Here is a 20,699-nt window from a genome sequence, read left to right on the forward strand (position 1 = left end):
GGCCCGGCCCCAGCCGCGCGCCCTGCAGAAAGGGAAAGAAAGGGAAAGAAAGGGAAAGCGCCCGGCCCCTCAGGGGAGCCGGGCGCCGCGACAGAGGCTGACTACCCGATGAGGGCCTCGGCCCGGTCCACATCCGAGGGGTTGACCGCCTCGAGGGAGCCGAAGATGCTGACCGCCTGGTAGTAGGTCCAGGCGAGGGACAGGCACGCCGGCCGGACGAGGCTGGAATACGTGGCGCACTTTCGCTTCAGTTCGGCGTAAAACATGTTGTCCAGGCGGGCCTTGTTCGCGTCGAAGGTCCCGATTTCTTTGTAGTTGCGGTAGCCGAAGTCGTGGTGCCAGCAGGCGAGGGTGAAATCGAAGCCGAGGGGATTGTCCGGGCTCGATGAGCAGTAGTCGGTTGTCCAGTTGAAGCCGTAGGACGTCCACGCGGCCTGGTTGAGGCGGGCGGAATTCCAGCTTGCCGTGCTTGCCTCCGTGGTCTGGGTCCACGTCGACAGGACCTCGGCCTTGGTCGGGGCGGCGGCCTGGGCGGCGGCGGCCGCCGGGGCGAGCAGAGCGAGGGCCGTCAACGAGACGATGAGCGAGCGGCGGAGCAACCGAACCATGCGGGGCCTCCAAGCGAGAATGTCTACGGTCATCAGTCTTGGAGAGACCGGTTGCAAAATACAAGGCGATCAATGGATTTTCCTTTAACGATGGCTCAACTCGGGGTGCGGTATACCTTCGTTCCCGCGCGCCGTGCTGTCATGAAAAGCGGTGTGGGATCGGGCAGCTATGGTGTGATCGTGCAGGCGACCGCTCCATGATCCGATTACCGCTGGTCCGACAGGGACCGTTGAAGGCTCTTGCTGTTCGGGTCCTGGCCGCGGTGGTGCTCGTGCTCCTCACCGTCACGGTCATCTACGTGGATCGGGACGGTTACCGGGACATCAACGAGGATGGCCTGACGCTGCTCGACTGCTTCTACTACGCGGTCGTGTCGCTCTCGACCACCGGATACGGCGACATCACCCCGGTGACGGCGCACGCCCGGCTGGTCAACATCGTGTTCATCACCCCCGCGCGGGTGCTCTTCCTGATCATCCTGGTCGGCACGACCCTCGAGGTGCTGACCGACCAGTACCGGAACAGCCTCCGGGTGAACCGGTGGAGGCGAAAGTTGAAGGACCACATCATCGTCTGCGGCTACGGCACCAAGGGCCGGGCCGCGGTCGCCGCTCTGTTGGAGACCGGCTACGACAAGACCCGGATCATCGTCGTGGAGAGCCGGGACGAGGCGTTGCGCCAGGCCGCCGCGAACGGCCTGGTCGCGGTCGAGGGCAATGCGACCCGCTCGGCCGTGCTGCTCGAGGCCGACGTCAAGAACTGCAAGGCCGTGATCATCGCGACGGACAGCGACGAGGCTTCCGTACTCATCTCGTTGACGGTCCGGCAGTTGACCGCCGGGCAGGTGCGGATCATCGCCTCCGTCCGCGAGCAGGAGAACGCGGCGCTGCTCAAACAGAGCGGCGCACATCACGTCATCGTCTCGTCGGCCACGGCCGGCCGCCTGCTCGGCCTCACCACCACCACGCCACCGCTGATCGACGTGGTCGAGGATCTGCTCACCCCCGGTCAGGGCATGGCACTGGCCATGCGCTCGGCCGAACGCGCCGAGGTCGGCCAGAACCCCCGGTCGCTCCAGACTCTCGTCGTCGCCCTGATTCGCCGCGGCAAGGTCGTCCCGCTCGGCGGCGAGCAAGCCCTCACCATCGAGACGGGCGACATGCTGATCTACATCCGCGACGAGGAGAATAGTGCCGTCGCCGGGGCATGATCAGGCGTAGTCAAGATCAAGATCAAGAGCTGGCTGTCGTAGCTGGTTGCAGATAACTGACCGCAGCTCCCGCCGAGGCCGGGCCCGGAGCTCCAGGAGCTGGCGCTCCAGAACGGATCTCCGGACCCTTCATTCTGCGTGCGCGCAAGATCAAAAGCGCAAGATCAAAAGCGCAGGTAAACGCCGAACTCGAAGCGGTTGCAAGTCGACGCCGAACTCGAACCGGTCAAGGGCGAGCGGATCAGAGGATTGTCCAGGTGTCGCCGGTGGTGAGGAGGTCGCTGAGCATGGCTTCGGGCGTACCCGTGGATTGGGCTTTGGCGTCCAGGAGTTGTTTCTGGATGAGCTCGTCGTAGGACGGGCGCTGGACGTTGCGGAAGATGCCGATCGGGGTTGTGTTCAGGTCGGAACCGGAGAGCCGGCTGAGCGCGAACGCATAGGCTGGATCGTCGACCGTCGCGTCGTGCACCACCGCGGTCTCGGCGCCGAGGTCGGCTGACGGCAGGACCGACAGGCCGAAGCTTCCGCCGGGGTGCACCACCGAGAACTGCTGGTCGGTGCCGAAGGTGATCGGCTGGCCCTGCTCGAGCCGGATCAGGTGCTCGTCGCGGGTGCCGGCGTCCTTGATCAGGTCGAAGGCGCCGTCGTTGAAGATGTTGCAGTTCTGGTAGATCTCCACGAAGGCCGAACCCTCGTGCTCGGCCGCCGCGCGCAGCACGGACTGCAGGTGCTTGCGATCGGAGTCGATCGTGCGGGCCACGAACGTGGCCTCGGCACCCAGCGCGAGCGACAGCGGGTTGAACGGCGCGTCGGCCGAGCCCACCGGCGTCGACTTGGTGACCTTGCCGATCTCCGAGGTGGGCGAATACTGCCCCTTGGTCAGGCCGTAGATCCGGTTGTTGAACAGCAGGATCTTCAGGTTGACGTTACGGCGCAGCGCGTGGATCAGATGGTTGCCGCCGATCGACAGCGCGTCACCATCACCGGTCACGACCCACACCGACAGATCCGGCCGCGACACCGACAGACCCGTCGCGATCGCCGGCGCCCGCCCGTGAATCGAATGCAGACCGTACGTGTTCATGTAGTACGGGAAGCGCGACGAGCAGCCGATCCCCGAGACGAAGACGGTGTTTTCCCGCGCGATACCCAGCTCCGGCATGAAGCTCTGCACCGCGGCGAGGATCGCGTAGTCACCGCAGCCGGGACACCAGCGGACCTCCTGATCGGACTTGAAATCCTTGGCCGTCAGCTTGACCGGAGTGAGCGGGATACTGGCGCTAACCATTTTTGACCACGTCCTCGAGCGTGTTCTCCAACGTCGCGGCCGTAAACGGCAGACCGCTGACCTGGTTGAATGCGACCGCGTCGATCAGATACCGGGCCCGGATGACATGCGCGAGCTGACCCAGATTCATTTCCGGAACAACCACTTTGTCGTACGCGGCCAGCACGGCACCGAGGTTCGCCGGCAATGGTGCGAGATGGCGGAGATGTGCCTGGGCAATCGGTAGTCCGCGCTGACGCAACGCCCGGCACGCCGCCCCGATCGGCCCGTATGTGGAGCCCCAGCCGAGAACGAGCACCCGCGCGTTCTCATCCGGATCCTCGACCTCGACATCGGGCACCGGGATGTTCTCGATCCGCGCCGCGCGGGTGCGGACCATGAATTCGTGGTTCGCCGGGTCGTACGAGATGTCCCCGGTCTTGTCGGCCTTTTCCAGACCGCCGATGCGGTGCTCGAGGCCCGCGGTTCCCGGGATCGCCCACGGACGCGCCATGGTCTGCGGATCGCGCAGATATGGCAGGAACCGGCCGTCGTCACCGTTCGGCTCGGTGGTGAAGGCGACCGAGATGTCGGGCAGGTCGGCGACCTCGGGAAGCAGCCACGGCTCGGACCCGTTCGCCACGTAGTTGTCGGAGAGCAGGATGACCGGGGTCCGGTATTTCAGGGCTATCCGCGCCGCCTCGATCGCCGCGTGGAAACAGTCGGACGGCGACCTCGGCGCGATCACGGCCAGCGGCGCCTCGCCATGCCGGCCGTACAGTGCCATGTTCAGATCGGCCTGTTCGGTCTTGGTCGGCATCCCCGTGGACGGCCCGGCACGCTGCACATCGATGATCACCAGCGGCAGCTCCAGGGCGATCGCGAGGGAGATCGTCTCGCCCTTGAGCGCCACACCCGGGCCCGAGGTGGTGGTGACCCCGAGCGCCCCACCGTAGGAGGCGCCGAGCGCGGCGCCGATCGCGGCGATCTCATCCTCGGCCTGCAACGTCGTCACACCGAACCGCTTGTGTTTGCTCAGCTCGTGCAGGATGTCCGATGCCGGGGTGATCGGATAGGCGCCCAGAAACACCGGCAGTTTCGCCCGCACCCCCGCGGCGACCAGGCCGAGCGCGAGCGCGGCGTTGCCGGTGATGTTGCGATAGGTGCCCGGCGCCATCCTGGCCGGCTTGACCTCGTAGCGGACGGCGAAGTCCTCGGTGGTCTCGCCGAAATTCCAGCCCGCGAGGAAGGCCGCCTTGTTGGCCGCGACCAGCTCGGGACGCTTGGCGAACTTGCGCTCCAGAAAGCGCAGCGTCGACTCGTAGGGCCGCGAATACATCCAGCTCAGCAGACCGAGGGCGAACATGTTCTTCGCGCGCTCGGCGTCCTTCTTCGACAGCCCGGAGCCGGCCAGTGCCGCGACGGTCATCGACGTCAACGCGACCGGGTGCACCGCCCATTGCGACAAAGTGCCGTCGTCCACGGGGCTGACCGTCCACCCCACTTTGGCCAGGTTTCGTCTGGTGAACTCGTCGGTGTTGACGATGATGTCCGTGCCGGGCGGCAGATCGGCGAGGTTTGCCTTGAGCGCGGCCGGATTCATCGCCACCAGCACATTGGGGGAGTCGCCCGGGGTCAGGATGTCGAAGTCGGCAAAATGGACCTGGAAACTCGACACACCGGGCAGCGTCCCCGCGGGCGCCCTGATCTCGGCGGGAAAGTTGGGCAACGTGGAGATGTCATTGCCGAGCTGAGCTGTCTCCGAGGTGAAACGGTCACCGGTCAGCTGCATGCCGTCCCCGGAATCACCCGCGAACCGGATGACAACGCGATCGAGCTGCTCGACAGGCTTAGCGGGAACCGTCACGTGTCCAACCTCCTGAGTGTGCAGGTCGGCGGGTACGCACGTCGCTGAGGCGACCCGCGTTCGTCACTTCCAGACTACGTCGGCGCCCCTTACATTTCTGTCCGGTCGCCGTCGCGTCTCGGTGCTGTCGCTGCTTGGTTCTGCCGGTCCAGAACCACCTTGCCAGGCGAGTCCAGCCTGAGCCACTAGTGTTCAGGTCGAGGTTCGCTAGGCTGCGCCCGTGGACGGGTATCTGGGTTCTTACGCACTGCTGGGCCTCGTGCTGGCGGCGGGAGCGCTCGTCTTCGTGCTCGCGTTCGGGGCGAACAGGCTGCTCCGGCCCGCGAATCCCGCCGAACCGGCGGGCAAACGGATCGCGTACGAGAGCGGCATCGACCCGGTCGGCGGGGACTGGGCGCAGGCGCAGATCCGATATTATGTCTACGCGTACTTATATGTCCTTTTCGCGGTAGAGGCAGTTTTTCTCTTTCCGTGGGCGGTCATCTTCGACCAGCCCGGCTTCGGAGCGGTGAGCATCGCCGAGATGGGCATCTTCGTCGCCGTCCTCGCGCTCGGCATCGTCTACGCCTGGCGCAAGAAGATTCTGACCTGGACGTGATCCGCCTCATCGGCCCAGCTCACAAGATCGACGCCTGAGCGTTTCCCCAGAGCCGGGGTGGCGGGCTCGCCAGGCCGCAGCGCGCATGCCACGATCGTGCGCATGGGTCAGCTTCTCCTCTTCATCGTCGTGGCACTGGTGGTCGCGGCGATCGTCTTCGGCGTGACCGTCATGGTCAGCGGCAGCGACACCGGATTGACGCCGGTCGAACCCGACGGCAAGTCCCTCCCGCTGCCGAGCGACCGCCCCCTGGGCGAGGAGGACATCTTCCGGACCCGCTTCGACATGGCATTCCGCGGCTACCGCATGGGCCAGGTCGACCAGGCCCTGCAGCGCGCCGCCTACGACATCGGCTACAAATCCGAACTGATCGGCGTCCTCGAAGCCGAGGTCACCGCCCTGCGCGACGGCCGCACAGAGGACGCCGACGTCCTCCGCCGCGCCCGCGAGGCCGCCGTAGCACCGCCGCCCGCCACAGAACCCGCGCCGGTCGCGCAGCAGACCCCCGTCGCGCAGCAGGTCCCGGTCGCAGCCGGCGGAGTGCCGTCCGCCTTCGCCGCGGGTTCCGCCACCTCACCCGACCCCGCGGTGGCTGAGCAGGCTCCGGAGGCTGTGCGGTCCGGCGTGGCAGCAGCGCCCACCGTGCCCGCCGCTGAGCACCCTGACCTATCCGCCGCAGACCAGGCCGCCGCAGACCGGCCCGCCGCTGCGCCCGCCGTCGCCGAGCCCGCCGCGTCATCCGATCGGCCCGAGCCCACAACGACCGCAAAGCCCGGCCCGAAGTCCGACGCTGAGTCCGACGCGAAGTCCGCCCCCAAGTCCGACGCGAAATCCGGCCTAGAGCTCGGCGCGACGTCTGACGCCAAGTCCGGCGTGACGTCTGCCCCGGAGCCCGACGTGAAGTCTGACGCGAAGTCGGGCGTGAAGTCGGGCGTGAAGTCGGGCGTGAAGTCGGGCGCGGAGAGCGGGGCGAAGCCGGAGAAGACGGCCGGAGACGCCACCGCCAAGGCTGACTCCGGCCCGGAGGACCCGGCCGAAGACGGAGCGTCGGCGGAACAACGATGAGCCAGACCGGCGCGCAGGGTGGCCTGGGTGACGCCGCCCAGCCCGGGACCGGCGAGGTGACGGCGACGGTCATCGTCAACGCCCCCGCGGCCCGGGTCTTCGCGGCGTTCATGTCGTGGGAACGCCAGGGCGACTGGATCCCGTTCACCAAGGTGCGCGTGGTCGAGGGTGACGGCGGCGAGGGCAGCCTGGTCGAGGCGATCACCGCGATCGGCCCGGCGGCCCTGCGCGACGAGCTCCGCGTGGTCCGCGTCGACGCGCCCTACGAGGTCCGCGTCGTGCACTGCGGCAAGGTTCTGCGTGGTCCCGGCTCGATGCGCTGCACGGCGATGGGCGGCGACCGGACCCAGGTTGTGCTGCACGAGTGGTTCCATCTGCCCGGGGGTGCCGCGGGGAAGCTCGCGTGGCCGGTCATGTGGCCGGGGTCCAAGCTCAGCTTCAAGGGTGCGCTGAAGAAGTTCGGTCGGCTGGTCGAAGAGGGCAAGCTCCCCTGATTTTGTGTCAGAGGTGGCGCCTACGGTGGTGCCATGACGCAGGACATCGTGATCGGTGAGGACGGGCTGGCCCGCTGCTCCTGGGGCGCGAGCACCCCGGACTACGCGGTCTACCACGACACCGAGTGGGGCCGCCCGCTCCACGGCGACGACGCCCTCTTCGAGCGGATGTGCCTCGAGGCGTTCCAGTCGGGCCTCTCCTGGATCACCATCCTGCGCAAACGTCCGGCCTTCCGCACCGCCTTCGCGGGTTTCGCCATCAAAGAGGTGGCGACCTTCGGCGAGACCGACGCCACCCGCCTCATGGCCGACCCGGGCATCGTCCGCAACCGCATGAAGGTCGACGCCGCCCTGCACAACGCCCGCGTCGCCATCGACCTCCAGACGGGCCTGAGCGACCTGCTGTGGTCCTACGCACCTCCACCCCGCCCCCGGCCCGCAACCCGCGCGGAGGTGCCCGCTACGACCCCCGAATCCATCGCCATGGCCAAGGACATGAAGAAGCGCGGCTTCAAATTCATCGGCCCCACAACGGCTTACGCGCTCATGCAGGCGACCGGCATGGTCGACGACCACCTCGCCGGCTGCGTCGTCCCACCCCTGAGCAGCTGACCCCCGCCGCAAGGCTGACCCCCGCCACGAGGCTGACCCCCGCCGCAAGGCTGACCCCCGCCACGAGGCTGACCCCCGCCACAAAGCTGACCCCCGCCACGAGGCTGACCCCCGCCACAAAGCTGACCCCCGCCACAAAGCTGACCCCCGCCAAAGCTGGCAGCAGACCACGGCCTGGGAAACCGGCCGATCACCGCCCGGGAAACAGCCCCGATCCGGCTCGTGATGTCATAGTGCGCATGGCTCACTGGGCGGTGATTATTCCGGCGGATCGATGGGCGACCGAGCGGTTGTTCCATCACGACACCTTGACGGTGGCGGGGTCGGCCGGGGTCAAACCCGCGGCCGGTGACGAGGTGCTGCTGGTCGCCGGTGACGAGGTGCCGCACGTGGTGGGGCTCGGCGTGGTGGCGGAGCAGGAGACGCGGCGGCGTGGCGCGCACGGGGTTCCCGAGGTCGAGATCGTCTACACGCGGCGTTCCTTCGATGAGCCGGTGCCTGCCGAGGGGCTGACCCTCGACGAGGCCGTGGCCGCGATCGGCGAGGACGTGTTCCGCGGGCTGGCGGCGAAGCTCGGTGGCGACCGCGACAAGCAGACCTGGCTGGTCAGCCTGGATCTGCCCATCGAGGCGGCGAGCCCCGCGGAGGCGGTGCGCCAGTTCTGGTCGTACGTGCTGGAGCTCGGCCCTTCGGAGCTGCCCACCTTCGTCTCGCCGTCCGGTGACGAACTGGCGATGCAGGCTTTCGTCCTCGGCGAAGAGGCCAACCTGGACCCTGAGGAAGACGAGGAAGACTAAAAGCAGGCCCCGGAGTCGACGACTCCGGGGCCCAAAATCAGAACTAGCCGCCCAGCGAGGTCGCAGCCGAGCGGATGTTCGCGGAGAAGTAGCTGACCTGGCTGTAGACGCCCGGCTTGTTCGGACGGGCGCAGCCGTCGCCCCAGCTGACGATGCCGACCTGGATCCAGGCGTTGGCGGAGTCGCGGCGGAACATCGGGCCGCCGGAGTCGCCCTGGCAGGTGTCGACGCCGCCGGCGGTGTAGCCCGCGCAGATCTCGTCGGTGGCGATGACCTCGCCGCCGTACATGGCCGACGAGTTGCAGGTGGTGTCGCTGACGAACGGGACCGTGGCCTTGCGCAGGTAGCGCTGCTGTGCGCCGCCCTCGGTGGCCGCGCCCCAGCCGGCGATGGTGAAGGTGCCGGTGTCGTAGGTCGAGGTGGTCGCGATCGGCAGGGTCGCGAGGGTGGTCACCGGGCTGGCGAGGCGGATCAGCGCCCAGTCCTTGCCCGCGCCGGTGTAGCCCGGCGCCCGGTAGACGTAGTTGGACTTCCGCGTGATCTTGCTCGTGGAGTTGAGGTCCACGACGCCGAGGGTGGCGGTGATGGACGTGTTGGTGCCGGTGCTGCCGACGCAGTGCGCGGCGGTGAGCACCAGGTTCGGGCTGTAGAGCGCGCCGCCGCAACCCATCGACAGGCGGACCATGAACGGGAATTCGCCCTGCGTGGCGGTGCTGCCACCGACGACGCGCTGCGGACCCGGGTCGGCGGCCGCCGCCGGTTGTGCGTTGAGCACGGCGCCCATCGAGGCGACCGTGATCGCGGCGGCGACCGTACCCAGGACTCTGCGGAACCGGAACCTGACCATCCAGACCTCCCTGACTGAAGCTTTACAGGGAGTTAAACATTGATCAGGGTGGATTCCCCTATCCCGGAATGCTCATATCAGCGGCCCTCGTAGACCGGTTTCTGCTTGTTGACGAAGGATGTCACCGCGTTCTTGTGGTCGGCCGTGGCTCCGCAGATCGCCTGCGCCTGGGCCTCCGCGGCCAGCGCGTCGGAGAGCGACCCCGCCGTACCGATGGAGAGCTCCCGCTTGATCGCGGCATAGGCCACCGTCGGCCCGGCGGCGAGCCGCGCCGCGAACTCCTGGGCCCTGGGCAGGACCTGCTCGTCGTCGTCCGCCAGCTCGGTGAGCAGCCCGTAATCGAGCGACTGCTGGGCGCGCACCGGCTGGGCCAGCAGCAGCAGCTCCAGGGCCCGGGCGCGGCCGACGATGTGCGGCAGCGACCACGAGATGCCCGAGTCGCCGGCCAGCGCGACGTTGGCGAACGCCATCAGGAACATCGTCGACGGGCCGCCGACCCGGAAGTCGGCGAGCAGCGCCAGCGAGGCCCCGGCGCCGGCCGCGTTGCCACGCACGGCTGCGACCACCGGCTTCGGCAGGCTCGCCAGCCGTAGCGCGATCGGGTTGTAGTGCTGCCGGACCGTGTCGAGCTCGGTGGAGCCGCTGCCGAGGATCTGGGCGTGCTCGCGCAGATCCTGGCCGACGCAGAATGCCCGGCCCGCTCCCGCGAGCACCACCGCCCGGATCGACCGGTCGCTCTCGATCTGCGCGAGCTGGTCGCGGAGGGCTTCCTTGAGCTCCACATCGAGCGCGTTCATGGCGTCGGGGCGGTTGAGGGTCAGCGTGACGACGGCGTCGGTGCGGTCGACGAGCAGCGAGTCGGTCATGGTTCCGAGAATCCCACACGTCCGCCCCGGGAGGCCGACGCGAGGCAGCGTTCGACGAATCGGTCGGCGGCCGGGCGCAGGCGGGTGGAGTGCCGGTCGAAGAAGTTCGCCGCGGTCACCCCCGGCCAGCGCGACGGAAGCAGGGACGGGGGCAGCTGCGGGTCACGGAACAGAAACGATCTCCAGGCGTGAACCAGTTGAAAGCGGACGGCGTACGCCTCCTCGTCCGAACTCCTCACAGTGATAGCGGTCACTATTGAACGCTGCTCGGCGATGAATTCCTCGTAGGCCGCCGCGATCGCTGACAGGTTCCAGGCTCGCCCGACGACGTCCGCCGCGCCCTGGGAACCGGCGGCGTGACTGGCACTGAACCGCTCGTACGGCACGGCTGCCTCGAGCAGTACGGCGTCGATCTCCTCGGCCGCCCGGGGCGCTACCCAGGTCTGTTCGCCCAGCATCCCGTACCCCAGGAAGGTCAGTTTCTGGCTCTCCCGGCGCGCGAGCGGGGCACTGAGCATGACCAGGTCGAACCGGCCGTCCCAACTGATGCGCCCGGTGCGGTAGACCCGGGCGGAAGCTTCGTCGAGTCTGCGGGCAGCTTTCGGAGTGAGCAGATAACCGGGACCTGACATCAGACGCAGCGGATGCAGCCATCCCTGACGGACCATTCGGGAGATTGCCGTACGCACGGCGGGCGGCGCGATTCCCAGCGGTGCAAGCAGTTTGACCAGGGCTGCAACGGGCGCGCGGCCGCCTCTCGGGCGAAGATAGTCGCCGTAGAGGTCGAAGAGTGCCGACCGCGCCTGCATGACCGCACATTGTGACAGCCCAAAAGACGTTATGCTAGACGCTGTCACATCCGTCCGGGCTGGGTTTGGGTTCGCCGGTGTTCATCAGGGAAAATGTTTGATCGGCACGGTGGTCCACGTCGGGTGACCTTGACGCGGTCCGCAACGCTGCGGTCTCGGGTCGGTCCAGTGGGGGCGACTCCGCCGGTCGGAAACGAGGCACGGCGCGCCGTGGGGCTGAGCACGGAGCGTTGACGCTGGGCTGTTCGAAATGCAAGTGGCTGTGGGGTAACCCACCGACCCTGATGTAGGTCTGAGGGGAGACAAGATGGCGGCGATGAAGCCGCGGACGGGCGATGGTCCGCTGGAGGTCACCAAGGAAGGGCGCGGCATCGTCATGCGCGTCCCGCTGGAGGGTGGTGGCCGTCTCGTCGTTGAGATGACTCCGGACGAGGCCAACGCGCTGGGTGACGCGTTGAAGGCGATCGCCGGCTGACGTTTCACGTGGCCCGCCGGTACGGTACCTGCCGTACCGGCGGGCTTTCCACGTCTCCAGGAAAGGTCATCCTCCAGTGTTCGCGATTCGCCTGGTAGAAGTTCCGGGCGCCGGCACGCACGTGCTGCCGGCAGACAATTCCGGGGTTCTGGCCGGCGGTGACGACGAGACCACGGAGCTGGTCCGGAGCGCCGACGAGCCCGGTGCCGCGGGGGCGGTGCAGGCTTTGCCGCGCCCACTGCGTACCCCCGCCAAGATTTTGATCGTCGGGGTCGGCTCCGGCGCCGAGGCGGGCTGGCGTGCTGCCGGTGCCGCCGCCGTCCGAGCCGTGAAAACCGACGAGCCGTTCACCTTCGTGCTGCCCGAAGGGGTCGAGCCGGCCGCTGTCCGTGGCCTGGCCGAGGGCATCTGGCTCGCGGCCTACCGGTTCCGCGATGCCGTCGAAGGCCCCAGGTCCGTCGAGGTCACACTTCAGACAGCCAACCCTGATGGGTACGCCCGGAGCGTCGCGGAAGCGCGCGCGACCGCCGGGGCAACCTGGCTGGCTCGCGACCTGACAAATACCCCTTCGTCGCTCAAAAACCCCGAATGGTTCGCCGCGCAGGTGCTCGCAGAAGCCGCGACACGCCCGGGAATCACCGTCGGCGTGCGCGAGCCGGAGCAGCTGCGCGCGGAGGGCTTCGGCGGCATCCTGGCCGTCGGGGGCGGCTCCGCGACACCGCCGCGCCTGGTCGAGCTGAGCTGGAATCCCGAGGGCGCCACCCGGCACGTCGTCCTGATCGGCAAGGGCATCACCTTCGACACCGGCGGTCTGTCGATCAAGACCCGCGACGGCATGAAGCTGATGAAGAAGGACATGGGCGGGGCCGCTGCGATCGTCGCGGCCACACTGGCCGCAGCAGATCTGAATCTTCCCGTACGCATCACCGCGCTGGCGCCGCTCGCCGAGAACGCCGTCAGCGGCTCGGCCTACCGCCCGGGCGACGTGATCACCCAGTGGGACGGCACCACGACCGAGACCACGAACTCCGACGCGGAGGGGCGCCTGGTCCTCGCCGACGTCCTGGCCTACGCCGCGGCCACGCTCGCGCCCGACGTGGTGATCGACCTGGCCACGCTCACCGGTGCGAACGCAGTGGCCCTGGGCAAGCGGATGGCGGCCCTCTACAGCCACGACGACGCGCTCGCGGGCGAGCTCTCGCGGGCCGGCGACGCGGCCGGTGAGCGGATGTGGCGGCTGCCGCTGCCCACCGACTACGTGGAATACCTCGACAGCGACATCGCGGACCGGCACAGCTCTCCGACCCGGGGCGCGGGCTCGGTGGTGGCCGCCCTCTTCCTCGCCGAGTTCCTGGGCGACAGGACAGGCAGCTGGGCACACCTCGACATGTCGGCGCCGAGCTGGATCGAGAAGCACGAGGCGGAGCTCACGAAGGGCGCCACCGGCTGGGGCGTGCGGACGCTGGTGCGATACCTCAGCGCTTGACGGCGACCAGCATCCCGGAGCCCGCGGGGATGAGCGCGGGGGTCCAGTCCTCGGACTCCCGCACCGCCTTCACGGTCTCGCGGATGGTGATGGTGTCGACGTCACGGGCCGCCGGGTCGGCGATCCGGCCGCCCGCGAGCGCACCGTTGACGATCAGCACCCCACCCGTACGCAGCAGCCGCAGCGCCGCCTCCGCACACGCCCCGAACTCCGTGGCGTCCGCGTCGACAAAAACCAGGTCGTAGACGCCGTCCGCGAGCCGGGGCAGCACGTCCAGTGCCCGGCCCGTGATGATCCTGGTCCGGGACGCGGCGAATCCCGCCTCCTGGAAGATGCGCCGGGCGATGCGCTGGTGCTCGTTCTCGACGTCGATGGTGGTCAGGACCCCGTCGGCGCGCATGCCGCGCAGCAACCAGACACCGCTGACGCCCGTGCCGGTGCCGATCTCGACGACGGCCTTGGCGCTGCCGGCGGCGGCGAGCAGGCTCAGCACGGAACCCGCGCCCGGGGTCACGGAGGTCAGGCCGACCTCCTGGGCCAGGCTGCGAGCTGTCTGGAGCACGACGTCCTCGGCGGCGTACGCCTCCGTGAACTGGATCGACTGAGAGGTGGGTGTGCCGAGCTGGCGGGCTGCGGTGACGATGACGACCTCCGTGCTCAAGGGACGCGCGTACCGGAACCGGTGCACATCGGGTATGAGCGTAGAGCGACCGCCCGCCCCCGGAAAGCGCCGGGCGGACCTTCGAGCCTCCCACTGAGCGGATGATCCCCGCCGATCCGTGTCATCCTGGAGGGGCACGCTGGACGACGAGTGGAGGCCCCGACGTGACCGACGGCTGGAACTGGCGCCAGCCTCAGACACCGCCGGCCCCGACGCCACCCGCGTCGCAAGGTTCGCCGTGGTGGTCCGATGCTCTCTCCGACCCGTGGCGTGATCCTTACTCGCCCTCGGCAGTCGTCATCCCGAGCGCCCAGGTGGGCACCGGCCCCGCACCCGAGCCGGTCACCGACCCGGCCGCGCCCAAGCCCCCGATGACCCGGATCCTGATGATCTGCCTGGTCACGGCGTTGCTGGCGGGCGGCCTGGGCGGCACGCTCGGCTATGTCTTCGCCGTCAGGAACGGCGTCGGCGGTGGCACCCAGCTCGGTGGCACCCCGCTCGCGGCCCCGAGCGCGGCCCAGCGCGCCCCCGAATCGAGCGCGGGCGTGGTCGCCAAGGTCCTGCCCAGCGTGGTCACGGTCCGGGTCACCGGCGCCATCGGCTCCGGCTTCGTGATCAGCGCCGACGGCTACGCGATCACCAACGACCACGTCGTCGAGGGCTCCGACGGCACCATGTCGGTCCTCTTCAGCGACGGCTCCACCGCCGACGCGAAGCTCGTGGGCCGCGATCCCGAGTCCGACATCGCAGTGATCAAAATCTCCAAGACCAACCTCACACCGATCCAGTTCGGCGACTCCGACTCCATCGCGGTCGGCGACCCGGTCTTCGCCTTCGGCTCCCCCTTCGCACTGGCCAACACGGTGACCGAAGGCATCGTCAGCTCCCTCGACCGCACCCTGCAGCAGAGCGAATCGGGCGGCCCCACCCGCTACTACGCCGCCATCCAGACCGACGCCGCCGTCAACCAGGGCAACTCGGGCGGCCCCCTGGTCGACGCGGCCGGCCGGGTCATCGGCGTCAACTCGGTGATCCGCTCGGTCGGCAACACCGAAGACGGCGCGGGCAACATCGGCCTCGCCTTCGCCATCCCCTTCAACCAGGCCCGCCGCCTGGCCGAGGACATCATCGACACCGGCAAGGCCCGGCGTACGGTTATCGGCGCGGAGGTCGCCACAAGCGGCTCCACGAGCTCCAGCAGCGCCGCCGGAGCCCGCCTGCGCTCCGTCGAACCAGCCGGCCCAGCAGCCGTCGCCGGCCTCAAATCCGGCGACGTCATCACCAAACTCGGCGGCCACCCCCTCGACGACGGCGTCGACCTCATCGCCATGGTCCGCAAGTACGCCCCCGGAGCCACCGTCCCCATCGAGTACCGCCGGGGCACCACCACACAGACAGCGTCAGTAACCTTGGCAGCCGACGCGAATTGAGAGGCCCGCACGGGCAAGGAAGGCGGCCGCCATGTTCGAGAACCTGAACTGGTGGGAAATAGGCGCACTACTGATGCTCGCCCTCCTCATCTTCGGCGAGCGGCTACCCAAGGTCATCGGCGACGGCCTCAAAATGCTCCGAGGCCTGCGCAACATGGCCCAGAACGCCACCTCAGACCTCAGCCGCGAGCTGGGCACCGACATCCAGCTCCAGGACCTCCACCCCAAAGCCTTCATCCGCAAGCACCTGCTGAGCGAAGAGGACGAGGCCGCCATCCGCCAGCCTCTCCAAGGCCTCTTCAACGACGTCAAAACAGACCTCAACGGCGTCAAGGACGACCTCACCGCCGTCAAGTCCAACATCAGCGAAGCCGCCAAGCCGCAGTCCGCCCCGATGGCCCCCGCTACCCCCAAACCGGCCGTCGCCCCGGCCGCCTTCGACATCGACGCCACCTAGCCTTTACTCGTGGTCCGGCCTCATCTGTGGGCCGGCCTTAACCGGGTCGCCTGGTCTCGGCGGATTCGGTCCGGCCCGCACCTGGCCTTGATCGGCCGCAGCTGCTTCAGGGCCGGGCATAGTGGTTGTCGACAATCTCTCTGGTGGGTGGGCCGTTGGTTCCGCTCACTCGCGTTGAGTGCGGGTCGTCGGATTGTGTGCTGCGGCCCCCGCCCTGGTCCGGTCCGCGTATGTCCAGCGCCGCATCGGCCCGCTCGGCGGGTATTCGCGGACCGAGCATCGTTTGCCCAGCTCAATCGCACGCCGCCGCCGGCCTGTTCAGCTCGGCCGCCAGCCATACGCCTTGCCGCATTCCGTGCCTTGCTTTCTGCTGCCGTGCCTTGCTTTCTGCTGCGCTTGCCGCAGACCGCGCTTTGCGGCCGGCCGGTTCAGTTCAGCGTTGTCCGTAGGCCGCGCACTTTGCCGCAAGCGGAGCCATGTTTATTGCCGCGCTTTGCCGCAGGCCGTGTCTTGCCGCTTACGCCGGGGAATACCGCTTGTCTCCGCCGCCCTACCGCTGCCACGCGGGCTCCCACGTTGGCTTCGGCTCAATTTTGGCCCGTCTTGTACGCCGCGACGGCTCCGTCCTCGATCTCCGCTAGCTCCGCCCGCAACAGGTCCGCCCGCAACAGGTCCGCCCGCAACAGCTCCGCCCGCAACAGCTCCGCCTTGGCACGATCCGACGACACGATCTCCTGCGCACCGCCTCGATGAGTACCGCGTCGGCGGGCTCGCCGTAGGCGGAAGCGATCGCGGCCGCGGCCCAGGACGTCGACCAGCGCCCCCTGGCACGAGCAGCGGTTCCCCGCAGCCGATTCCCCCCCGCTGCATTCCGGCAGCGTCATCACAGAGCCGTTCCCTCACAGCCGCCTGCTCACCGCCGGGGAATGACCGGCCCTCAGCTAGCGTCGTTCAACGCCTGTAACCGAGCCTTCGTGCGCCGCGACCGCCCGCCTTTCGTGCGCCGCGACCGCCCGCCTTTCGTGCGCCGCGACCGCCCGCCTTTCGTGCGCCGCGACCGCCCGCCTTCTTGACAGCCCTCGGCCCCAATAGCAAAAGGGGGCCGTAAAGGCCCCCTCCAACCACAGCTGCTTCGGGCCGAGAATGCCCCCAAGGCGACATTCCCCGCCAAAACTTACCGCCGAGCGTTGACCATCAACCCCAGCGGCTTCCCGACCAGGGACTCCCGCCGGATAGCCAGCCGATCAGCGACAGCATCCAGAGCGACAGCAGCAGGCGAAGTCGGATCAGCCAGAACGATCGGAACCCCGGCGTCCCCGGCCTCACGAACCCGGGTGTCCAGCGGAATCTGCCCCAGCAGCGGCACCGAGGCGCCGACGGTGGTGGTCAGGGACGATGCGACGGTTGCTCCGCCGCCGGAGCCGAAGACCTCCATGCGGGAGCCGTCCGGGAGCTCGAGCCAGGACATGTTCTCGACGACGCCGACCAGGCGTTGGTGGGTCTGGAGTGCGATGGCGCCGGCTCGCTCGGCAACCTCGGCGGCAGCCATCTGGGGCGTGGTGACGACGAGGATCTCGGCGTTGGGCAGGAGCTGTGCCAGCGAGATGGCGACGTCGCCGGTGCCCGGGGGGAGGTCCAGGAGGAGGACGTCTAGGTCTCCCCAGAAGACGTCGGCGAGGAACTGCTGCAGGGCGCGGTGCAGCATGGGGCCGCGCCAGACCACGGCTGCGTTTCCCGAGGTGAACATGCCGATGGAGATGACCTTCACGCCGTGGGACTGGGGCGGCATGATCATTTCTTCGACTCGGGTGGGGCGGCCTTCTACGCCGAGCATGCGGGGGATGGAGTGGCCGTAGATGTCCGCGTCGACCACGCCGACGTTGAGGCCGCGTTTGGCGAGGGAGGCGGCGAGGTTGACGGTGACGCTGGATTTGCCGACGCCGCCCTTGCCGCTGGCGACCGCGTAGACGCGGGTCTTGGAGCCGGGCTGGGCGAATGGGATGACCGGCTCGGCGGCCTGGCCGGCGGCGCCGCCGCGCAGCTGGACCTGGAGGGCCTTGCGCTGTTCCTCGGTCATGACGCCGAAGTCGATGTCGACGGTTTCGATGCCCGGGATGCGGGTGAGGGCACCGGTGATGTCGGTGGTGAGTTTGTCCCGCAGCGGGCAACCGGCCACGGTGAGCAGCAGCTCGACGGTGACCTTGCCGGCCGCGACGGTGAATCCCTTGACCATGCCGAGCTCGGTGATCGGCTTGCGGATCTCGGGGTCGTCAACCGTGGCGAGGGCTGCCTGAATGGCGTCCTCGATGGTGGGGGCGGGTGCGGACATGGGCACCAGCTTACGTCGGTGTCAGGAGTGCTCTTCCTCCCACTCCTTGCGGTCGAGCTTCTGCCGCCGGGTGGCCGCCTCGTCCAGCTCGTCGGCGAGCCGGGTGAGTTCGGAGCGTAGGAAGTCGCGGGTGGCGACTTCGCCGAGGGCGATGCGCAGGGAGGCGATTTCCCTGGCCAGGTACTCCGTGTCGGCCTTCTGCATGGCCGCGCGGCGACGATCCTCGTCCATGGCGAGCCGGTCGCGGTCGGTCTGCCTGTTCTGGGCGAGCAGGATCAGCGGCGCGGCGTAGGAGGCCTGCAGGGACAGGATCAAGGTCAGGAACGTGAAGGTGTACGGATCGAAGCGCATGCTCGCCGGCGCGAGGGTGTTCCACCCGAACCAGGCGGCGATGACGATCGTCATGTAGACGATGAACTTGGCGGTGCCCATGTAGCGGGCGATGTTCTCCGACCACTGGCCGAAGGCTTCGGGGTCGAAGCGGGGCAGGCGGACCCGGCCGGGCTCGACGGGCTGGTCGAGGCGGTCCAGCGGTGGGCGGCGCAGATCGGTCATCAGCGGGAACCACCGTTCGGGCCGGGCATGATCGGGGCCGGCTCGAGCGCGTAGCCGTCCTCGTCGCGCAGGGCGTCACCGGCGGCGTCGTCCGCGGCGTCGTCGGAGGCGTCCCGGTCACGCCAGTCGCGGGGCAGGGAGTGGTCCAGGACGTCGTCGACGGTCACCGCGCCCACCAGCCGGTAGGTGCTGTCGACGACGGGCATGGCCACCATGTCGTACGTCGCCATCCGCCGGGTGATCTCGGTGAGGCCGGTCTCGGGTCGCAGCGGGTCGAGGTCCTTCTCGATCAGGCCGCCGAGGATCGCGGCGGGTGGCTCGCGGAGCAGACGCTGGAAGTGAACCATGCCCAGATACTTCCCACTGGGCGTTGCCGAAGGTGCCCGGGCGACAAAGACCTGGGCGGCGACGACGGGGGACAGCTCCGGCTCGCGGATCCGGGCCAGCGCCTCGGCGACCGTGGCGTCTGGCGGCATGATCACGGGTTCCGAGGTCATCACCGAGCCGGCGGTGCCCGGGGTGTAGCTCATGAGCTGCCGGACCGGGGCCGCTTCCTCGGGCTCCATCAGGTCGAGCAGGATCGTCTGTTCCGCCTTCGGCAGCTCGGCGAGCAGGTCGGCGGCGTCGTCCGGGTCCATCCGTTCGAGCACGTCGGCGGCGCGTTCCCGGTCGAGCCGGATCAGGATCTCGACCTGGTCGTGCTCGGGCAGCTCCTCGAGCACGTCGGCGAGCGTACGGTCGCTGAGCGCCGCGGCGACCTCGTTGCGCCGTTCGTCCGGCAGGTCCTGCAGGGCGTTGGCCATGTCGGCCGGGCGCATCTGTTCCAGCAGGGCGACCAGGTTGGCACTGCCCTGGGTGTCGGTGGGCCCGACCAGGCCTTTCACCCGGTCATATTCGACCTGGTACGTGTGCCCGCGCCGGGTCAGCCGCCCGGTGTTCTGCCGCACGGCGACCCGGGTGATCAGCCATTCGTTGTTGCGGTTGAGCTCCATGCCGAGGTCGACGACGATGGCGTTGCTCGCGGGCCCGTCGCCGCTCTCCGGGGAGATGGTGACCCGCCGGTCGAGCAGGTCCTCGAGCACGAGCAGCTCGTTGGGGCGTTTCTCGAAGCGGCGCAGGTTGAGCGTGCCGGTGCTGAGCACGACGGCGTCCGCGTCCATCGAGGTGACCCGCCCGATCGGCAGGAAGATCCGCCGGCGCAGCGCCATCTCGGCGACCAGCCCCACGACCTGTGGCGGCCGGTTCGTCGTCCGCAGCCGCACGACGGCGTCCCGCACCCGCCCCACCCGGTCTCCGTTGGGGTCGAACACGGGGAGCGCAGCAAGGCGCGCCAGGTAAACCTTCGTCCCCATGGTCACCAACTAAGCCTAGGTTAGCGTCGAGTCATGTCTACTCTGGCGTACGAGATCGTGGACGTATTCACGGACCGTCCTTTCGCGGGCAACCCGCTTGCGGTCGTCTTCGGGGCCGAGGCGCTCGCGGGCGATCAGATGCAGGCGCTGGCCCGTGAGTTCAACCTGTCGGAGACGGTGTTCGTGCTGCCGCCGACCGACATCGAGGCGACCTACCGGGCCCGGATCTTCACCCCGGAGACCGAGCTGCCGTTCGCCGGTCACCCCAGCGTCGGTGCGGCAGTTGTCTCAGTACGCCGTGGGCTCGCGGCCTCGGGTCACCTGGTGCAGGAGTGCGGCGCGGGCCTGCTGCCGATCGTGGTTTCGGACACGGACTCGGCGACCCTGACCGGGGGCACTCCGACGCTAGGGGATGCGTTCGACCCGGCGGTGCTGCTGGACGTGACCGGGCTGGCCGGGGATGACTTCGCGGGGCCGAAGACCACACCGTCGGCGGCCGGGTGCGGGCTGGAGTTCGTGTTCCTGCCGGTCGAGCGTCGCGCGCTGGCGCGGGCATGGGCCGATCCGGCGCGGGCGGTTGCGGCGGGTGTTTCGCAGATCGACGTCTTCGCCTGGGACAGCGACACGAACACGGCGTACTCGCGGGTCTTCTGCCCGGGGGTGTCGGTGCCCGAGGATCCGGCGACCGGTTCGGCGGCGCTGGGGCTGGGTGTGTGGCTGGTCGCGAACGGGTGGCTGCCGGGTGACGGCACTTCGGCGTACACCGTGCATCAGGGTTTTGAAATGCATCGGCCGTCGCTGTTGACCTGCACCGTCAGGGCCTCGAACGGCGCGGCGACCTCGGCAACGGTGTCCGGCCACGTGGTGCCCGTGGCGAAGGGCGAGATCGCGGTGCCGCCCTTCGTCGGCTAGC

Annotated in this window: 21 protein-coding genes and 1 pseudogene; 11 read left to right on the top strand and 11 right to left on the bottom strand. The window is 68.7% G+C overall.

The window, feature by feature from the left end; all coding sequences use genetic code 11:
* Positions 1–101: 101 nt before the first annotated feature.
* Positions 102–608: a phospholipase gene (locus tag Ahu01nite_RS20535; RefSeq protein ID WP_203838194.1), complete on the bottom strand. Its 507-nt coding sequence runs from the start codon at positions 606–608 to the stop codon at positions 102–104.
* Between the two features lie 197 nt (positions 609–805).
* Between Ahu01nite_RS20535 and Ahu01nite_RS20540 the strand changes: the two genes are divergently transcribed.
* Positions 806–1,819 carry a potassium channel family protein gene (locus Ahu01nite_RS20540; RefSeq protein ID WP_203838195.1) on the top strand — a complete coding sequence of 338 codons (1,014 nt, stop codon included), beginning with the start codon at positions 806–808 and terminating at the stop codon, positions 1,817–1,819.
* A gap of 241 nt (positions 1,820–2,060) precedes the next feature.
* Here Ahu01nite_RS20540 and Ahu01nite_RS20545 read toward each other — a convergent pair whose 3' ends face one another.
* Both Ahu01nite_RS20545 and Ahu01nite_RS20550 read right to left on the bottom strand, forming a co-directional pair.
* Positions 2,061–3,107, bottom strand: a complete 1,047-nt coding sequence (locus Ahu01nite_RS20545) for a 2-oxoacid:ferredoxin oxidoreductase subunit beta (RefSeq protein WP_203838196.1) — start codon at positions 3,105–3,107, stop codon at positions 2,061–2,063.
* Positions 3,100–4,878 carry a 2-oxoacid:acceptor oxidoreductase subunit alpha gene (locus Ahu01nite_RS20550; RefSeq protein WP_239159012.1) on the bottom strand — a complete coding sequence of 593 codons (1,779 nt, stop codon included), beginning with the start codon at positions 4,876–4,878 and terminating at the stop codon, positions 3,100–3,102. Before Ahu01nite_RS20550 ends, Ahu01nite_RS20545 begins: the two co-directional genes overlap by 8 nt.
* Before the next feature lie 295 nt (positions 4,879–5,173).
* Here Ahu01nite_RS20550 and ndhC point away from each other — a divergent pair, with 295 nt between their 5' ends.
* From ndhC to Ahu01nite_RS20575, 5 genes and pseudogenes are all read left to right on the top strand, one after another.
* Positions 5,174–5,551 (top strand): NADH-quinone oxidoreductase subunit A, encoded by a 378-nt coding sequence (gene ndhC, locus Ahu01nite_RS20555; protein ID WP_203838198.1) that lies wholly within the window; start codon positions 5,174–5,176, stop codon positions 5,549–5,551.
* A gap of 102 nt (positions 5,552–5,653) precedes the next feature.
* A pseudogene (locus Ahu01nite_RS20560) lies at positions 5,654–6,026 on the top strand (DivIVA domain-containing protein); the annotation flags it as partial.
* A gap of 586 nt (positions 6,027–6,612) precedes the next feature.
* On the top strand, positions 6,613–7,110 hold the full coding sequence (locus Ahu01nite_RS20565) for an SRPBCC family protein (protein WP_203838199.1): 498 nt from the start codon (positions 6,613–6,615) through the stop codon (positions 7,108–7,110).
* 33 nt (positions 7,111–7,143) lie between these two features.
* Entirely contained in the window at positions 7,144–7,722 is a 579-nt protein-coding gene (locus Ahu01nite_RS20570; RefSeq protein WP_203838200.1) for a DNA-3-methyladenine glycosylase I, read from the top strand.
* A 239-nt stretch (positions 7,723–7,961) separates the two neighbouring features.
* The gene (locus tag Ahu01nite_RS20575) at positions 7,962–8,519 is read left to right on the top strand and encodes a hypothetical protein (protein WP_203838201.1); all 558 of its coding nucleotides are present in this window, start codon (positions 7,962–7,964) and stop codon (positions 8,517–8,519) included.
* Between the two features lie 43 nt (positions 8,520–8,562).
* On the opposite strand, the gene Ahu01nite_RS20580 is transcribed toward Ahu01nite_RS20575, so the two are convergent.
* The 3 genes from Ahu01nite_RS20580 to Ahu01nite_RS20590 all read right to left on the bottom strand — a co-directional run bounded on the left by Ahu01nite_RS20580 (position 8,563) and on the right by Ahu01nite_RS20590 (position 11,041).
* Positions 8,563–9,366: a S1 family peptidase gene (locus Ahu01nite_RS20580; protein ID WP_203838202.1), complete on the bottom strand. Its 804-nt coding sequence runs from the start codon at positions 9,364–9,366 to the stop codon at positions 8,563–8,565.
* A gap of 77 nt (positions 9,367–9,443) precedes the next feature.
* The gene (locus tag Ahu01nite_RS20585; RefSeq protein ID WP_203838203.1) at positions 9,444–10,232 is read right to left on the bottom strand and encodes an enoyl-CoA hydratase-related protein; all 789 of its coding nucleotides are present in this window, start codon (positions 10,230–10,232) and stop codon (positions 9,444–9,446) included.
* On the bottom strand, positions 10,229–11,041 hold the full coding sequence (locus Ahu01nite_RS20590) for a PaaX family transcriptional regulator (RefSeq protein ID WP_203838204.1): 813 nt from the start codon (positions 11,039–11,041) through the stop codon (positions 10,229–10,231). Before Ahu01nite_RS20590 ends, Ahu01nite_RS20585 begins: the two co-directional genes overlap by 4 nt.
* Before the next feature lie 307 nt (positions 11,042–11,348).
* Here Ahu01nite_RS20590 and Ahu01nite_RS20595 point away from each other — a divergent pair, with 307 nt between their 5' ends.
* Together Ahu01nite_RS20595 and Ahu01nite_RS20600 are read left to right on the top strand one after the other, a co-directional pair.
* Positions 11,349–11,516 carry a DUF3117 domain-containing protein gene (locus Ahu01nite_RS20595; protein ID WP_015625691.1) on the top strand — a complete coding sequence of 56 codons (168 nt, stop codon included), beginning with the start codon at positions 11,349–11,351 and terminating at the stop codon, positions 11,514–11,516.
* 121 nt (positions 11,517–11,637) lie between these two features.
* Positions 11,638–13,002: a leucyl aminopeptidase family protein gene (locus Ahu01nite_RS20600; protein ID WP_438874800.1), complete on the top strand. Its 1,365-nt coding sequence runs from the start codon at positions 11,638–11,640 to the stop codon at positions 13,000–13,002.
* On the opposite strand, the gene Ahu01nite_RS20605 is transcribed toward Ahu01nite_RS20600, so the two are convergent.
* Complete coding sequence (locus Ahu01nite_RS20605; RefSeq protein ID WP_203838216.1) at positions 12,992–13,600, bottom strand: O-methyltransferase; 609 nt, start codon at positions 13,598–13,600, stop codon at positions 12,992–12,994. The two genes, Ahu01nite_RS20600 and Ahu01nite_RS20605, sit on opposite strands and share 11 nt — an antisense overlap.
* Positions 13,601–13,827: 227 nt before the next feature.
* Here Ahu01nite_RS20605 and Ahu01nite_RS20610 point away from each other — a divergent pair, with 227 nt between their 5' ends.
* Entirely contained in the window at positions 13,828–15,093 is a 1,266-nt protein-coding gene (locus Ahu01nite_RS20610) for a S1C family serine protease (RefSeq protein ID WP_203838205.1), read from the top strand.
* Positions 15,094–15,124: 31 nt separating this feature from the next.
* Positions 15,125–15,550, top strand: coding sequence for a twin-arginine translocase TatA/TatE family subunit (locus tag Ahu01nite_RS20615; protein WP_203838206.1), 426 nt, complete (start codon positions 15,125–15,127; stop codon positions 15,548–15,550).
* A gap of 587 nt (positions 15,551–16,137) precedes the next feature.
* Here the strand turns inward: Ahu01nite_RS20615 and Ahu01nite_RS20620 are convergent.
* From Ahu01nite_RS20620 to Ahu01nite_RS20635, 4 genes are all read right to left on the bottom strand, one after another.
* Complete coding sequence (locus Ahu01nite_RS20620; protein ID WP_203838207.1) at positions 16,138–16,278, bottom strand: hypothetical protein; 141 nt, start codon at positions 16,276–16,278, stop codon at positions 16,138–16,140.
* Positions 16,279–16,724: 446 nt separating this feature from the next.
* Positions 16,725–17,879: an Mrp/NBP35 family ATP-binding protein gene (locus Ahu01nite_RS20625; protein WP_203838208.1), complete on the bottom strand. Its 1,155-nt coding sequence runs from the start codon at positions 17,877–17,879 to the stop codon at positions 16,725–16,727.
* Between the two features lie 21 nt (positions 17,880–17,900).
* Positions 17,901–18,434 (bottom strand): DUF1003 domain-containing protein, encoded by a 534-nt coding sequence (locus Ahu01nite_RS20630; RefSeq protein ID WP_203838209.1) that lies wholly within the window; start codon positions 18,432–18,434, stop codon positions 17,901–17,903.
* On the bottom strand, positions 18,434–19,786 hold the full coding sequence (locus Ahu01nite_RS20635) for a magnesium transporter MgtE N-terminal domain-containing protein (RefSeq protein ID WP_438874801.1): 1,353 nt from the start codon (positions 19,784–19,786) through the stop codon (positions 18,434–18,436). The genes Ahu01nite_RS20630 and Ahu01nite_RS20635 overlap by 1 nt, the downstream gene beginning before the upstream one ends.
* Before the next feature lie 33 nt (positions 19,787–19,819).
* Between Ahu01nite_RS20635 and Ahu01nite_RS20640 the strand changes: the two genes are divergently transcribed.
* Positions 19,820–20,698, top strand: coding sequence for a PhzF family phenazine biosynthesis protein (locus Ahu01nite_RS20640; protein WP_203838210.1), 879 nt, complete (start codon positions 19,820–19,822; stop codon positions 20,696–20,698).
* Position 20,699: the final 1 nt, after the last annotated feature.

Origin of the sequence: Winogradskya humida (assembly GCF_016862215.1) — a bacterium.
Classification (GTDB): domain Bacteria; phylum Actinomycetota; class Actinomycetes; order Mycobacteriales; family Micromonosporaceae; genus Actinoplanes; species Actinoplanes humidus.

Coding starts and splice junctions, on each gene's coding strand:
- Ahu01nite_RS20535 (WP_203838194.1), bottom strand. CDS start 608: ATGGTTCGGTTGCTCCGCCGCTCGCTCATCGTCTCGTTGACGGCCCTC.
- Ahu01nite_RS20540 (WP_203838195.1), top strand. CDS start 806: ATGATCCGATTACCGCTGGTCCGACAGGGACCGTTGAAGGCTCTTGCT.
- Ahu01nite_RS20545 (WP_203838196.1), bottom strand. CDS start 3,107: ATGGTTAGCGCCAGTATCCCGCTCACTCCGGTCAAGCTGACGGCCAAG.
- Ahu01nite_RS20550 (WP_239159012.1), bottom strand. CDS start 4,878: ATGCAGCTGACCGGTGACCGTTTCACCTCGGAGACAGCTCAGCTCGGC.
- Ahu01nite_RS20565 (WP_203838199.1), top strand. CDS start 6,613: ATGAGCCAGACCGGCGCGCAGGGTGGCCTGGGTGACGCCGCCCAGCCC.
- Ahu01nite_RS20570 (WP_203838200.1), top strand. CDS start 7,144: ATGACGCAGGACATCGTGATCGGTGAGGACGGGCTGGCCCGCTGCTCC.
- Ahu01nite_RS20575 (WP_203838201.1), top strand. CDS start 7,962: ATGGCTCACTGGGCGGTGATTATTCCGGCGGATCGATGGGCGACCGAG.
- Ahu01nite_RS20580 (WP_203838202.1), bottom strand. CDS start 9,366: ATGGTCAGGTTCCGGTTCCGCAGAGTCCTGGGTACGGTCGCCGCCGCG.
- Ahu01nite_RS20585 (WP_203838203.1), bottom strand. CDS start 10,232: ATGACCGACTCGCTGCTCGTCGACCGCACCGACGCCGTCGTCACGCTG.
- Ahu01nite_RS20590 (WP_203838204.1), bottom strand. CDS start 11,041: ATGCAGGCGCGGTCGGCACTCTTCGACCTCTACGGCGACTATCTTCGC.
- Ahu01nite_RS20595 (WP_015625691.1), top strand. CDS start 11,349: ATGGCGGCGATGAAGCCGCGGACGGGCGATGGTCCGCTGGAGGTCACC.
- Ahu01nite_RS20615 (WP_203838206.1), top strand. CDS start 15,125: ATGTTCGAGAACCTGAACTGGTGGGAAATAGGCGCACTACTGATGCTC.
- Ahu01nite_RS20625 (WP_203838208.1), bottom strand. CDS start 17,879: ATGTCCGCACCCGCCCCCACCATCGAGGACGCCATTCAGGCAGCCCTC.
- Ahu01nite_RS20630 (WP_203838209.1), bottom strand. CDS start 18,434: ATGACCGATCTGCGCCGCCCACCGCTGGACCGCCTCGACCAGCCCGTC.
- Ahu01nite_RS20635 (WP_438874801.1), bottom strand. CDS start 19,786: ATGGGGACGAAGGTTTACCTGGCGCGCCTTGCTGCGCTCCCCGTGTTC.
- Ahu01nite_RS20640 (WP_203838210.1), top strand. CDS start 19,820: ATGTCTACTCTGGCGTACGAGATCGTGGACGTATTCACGGACCGTCCT.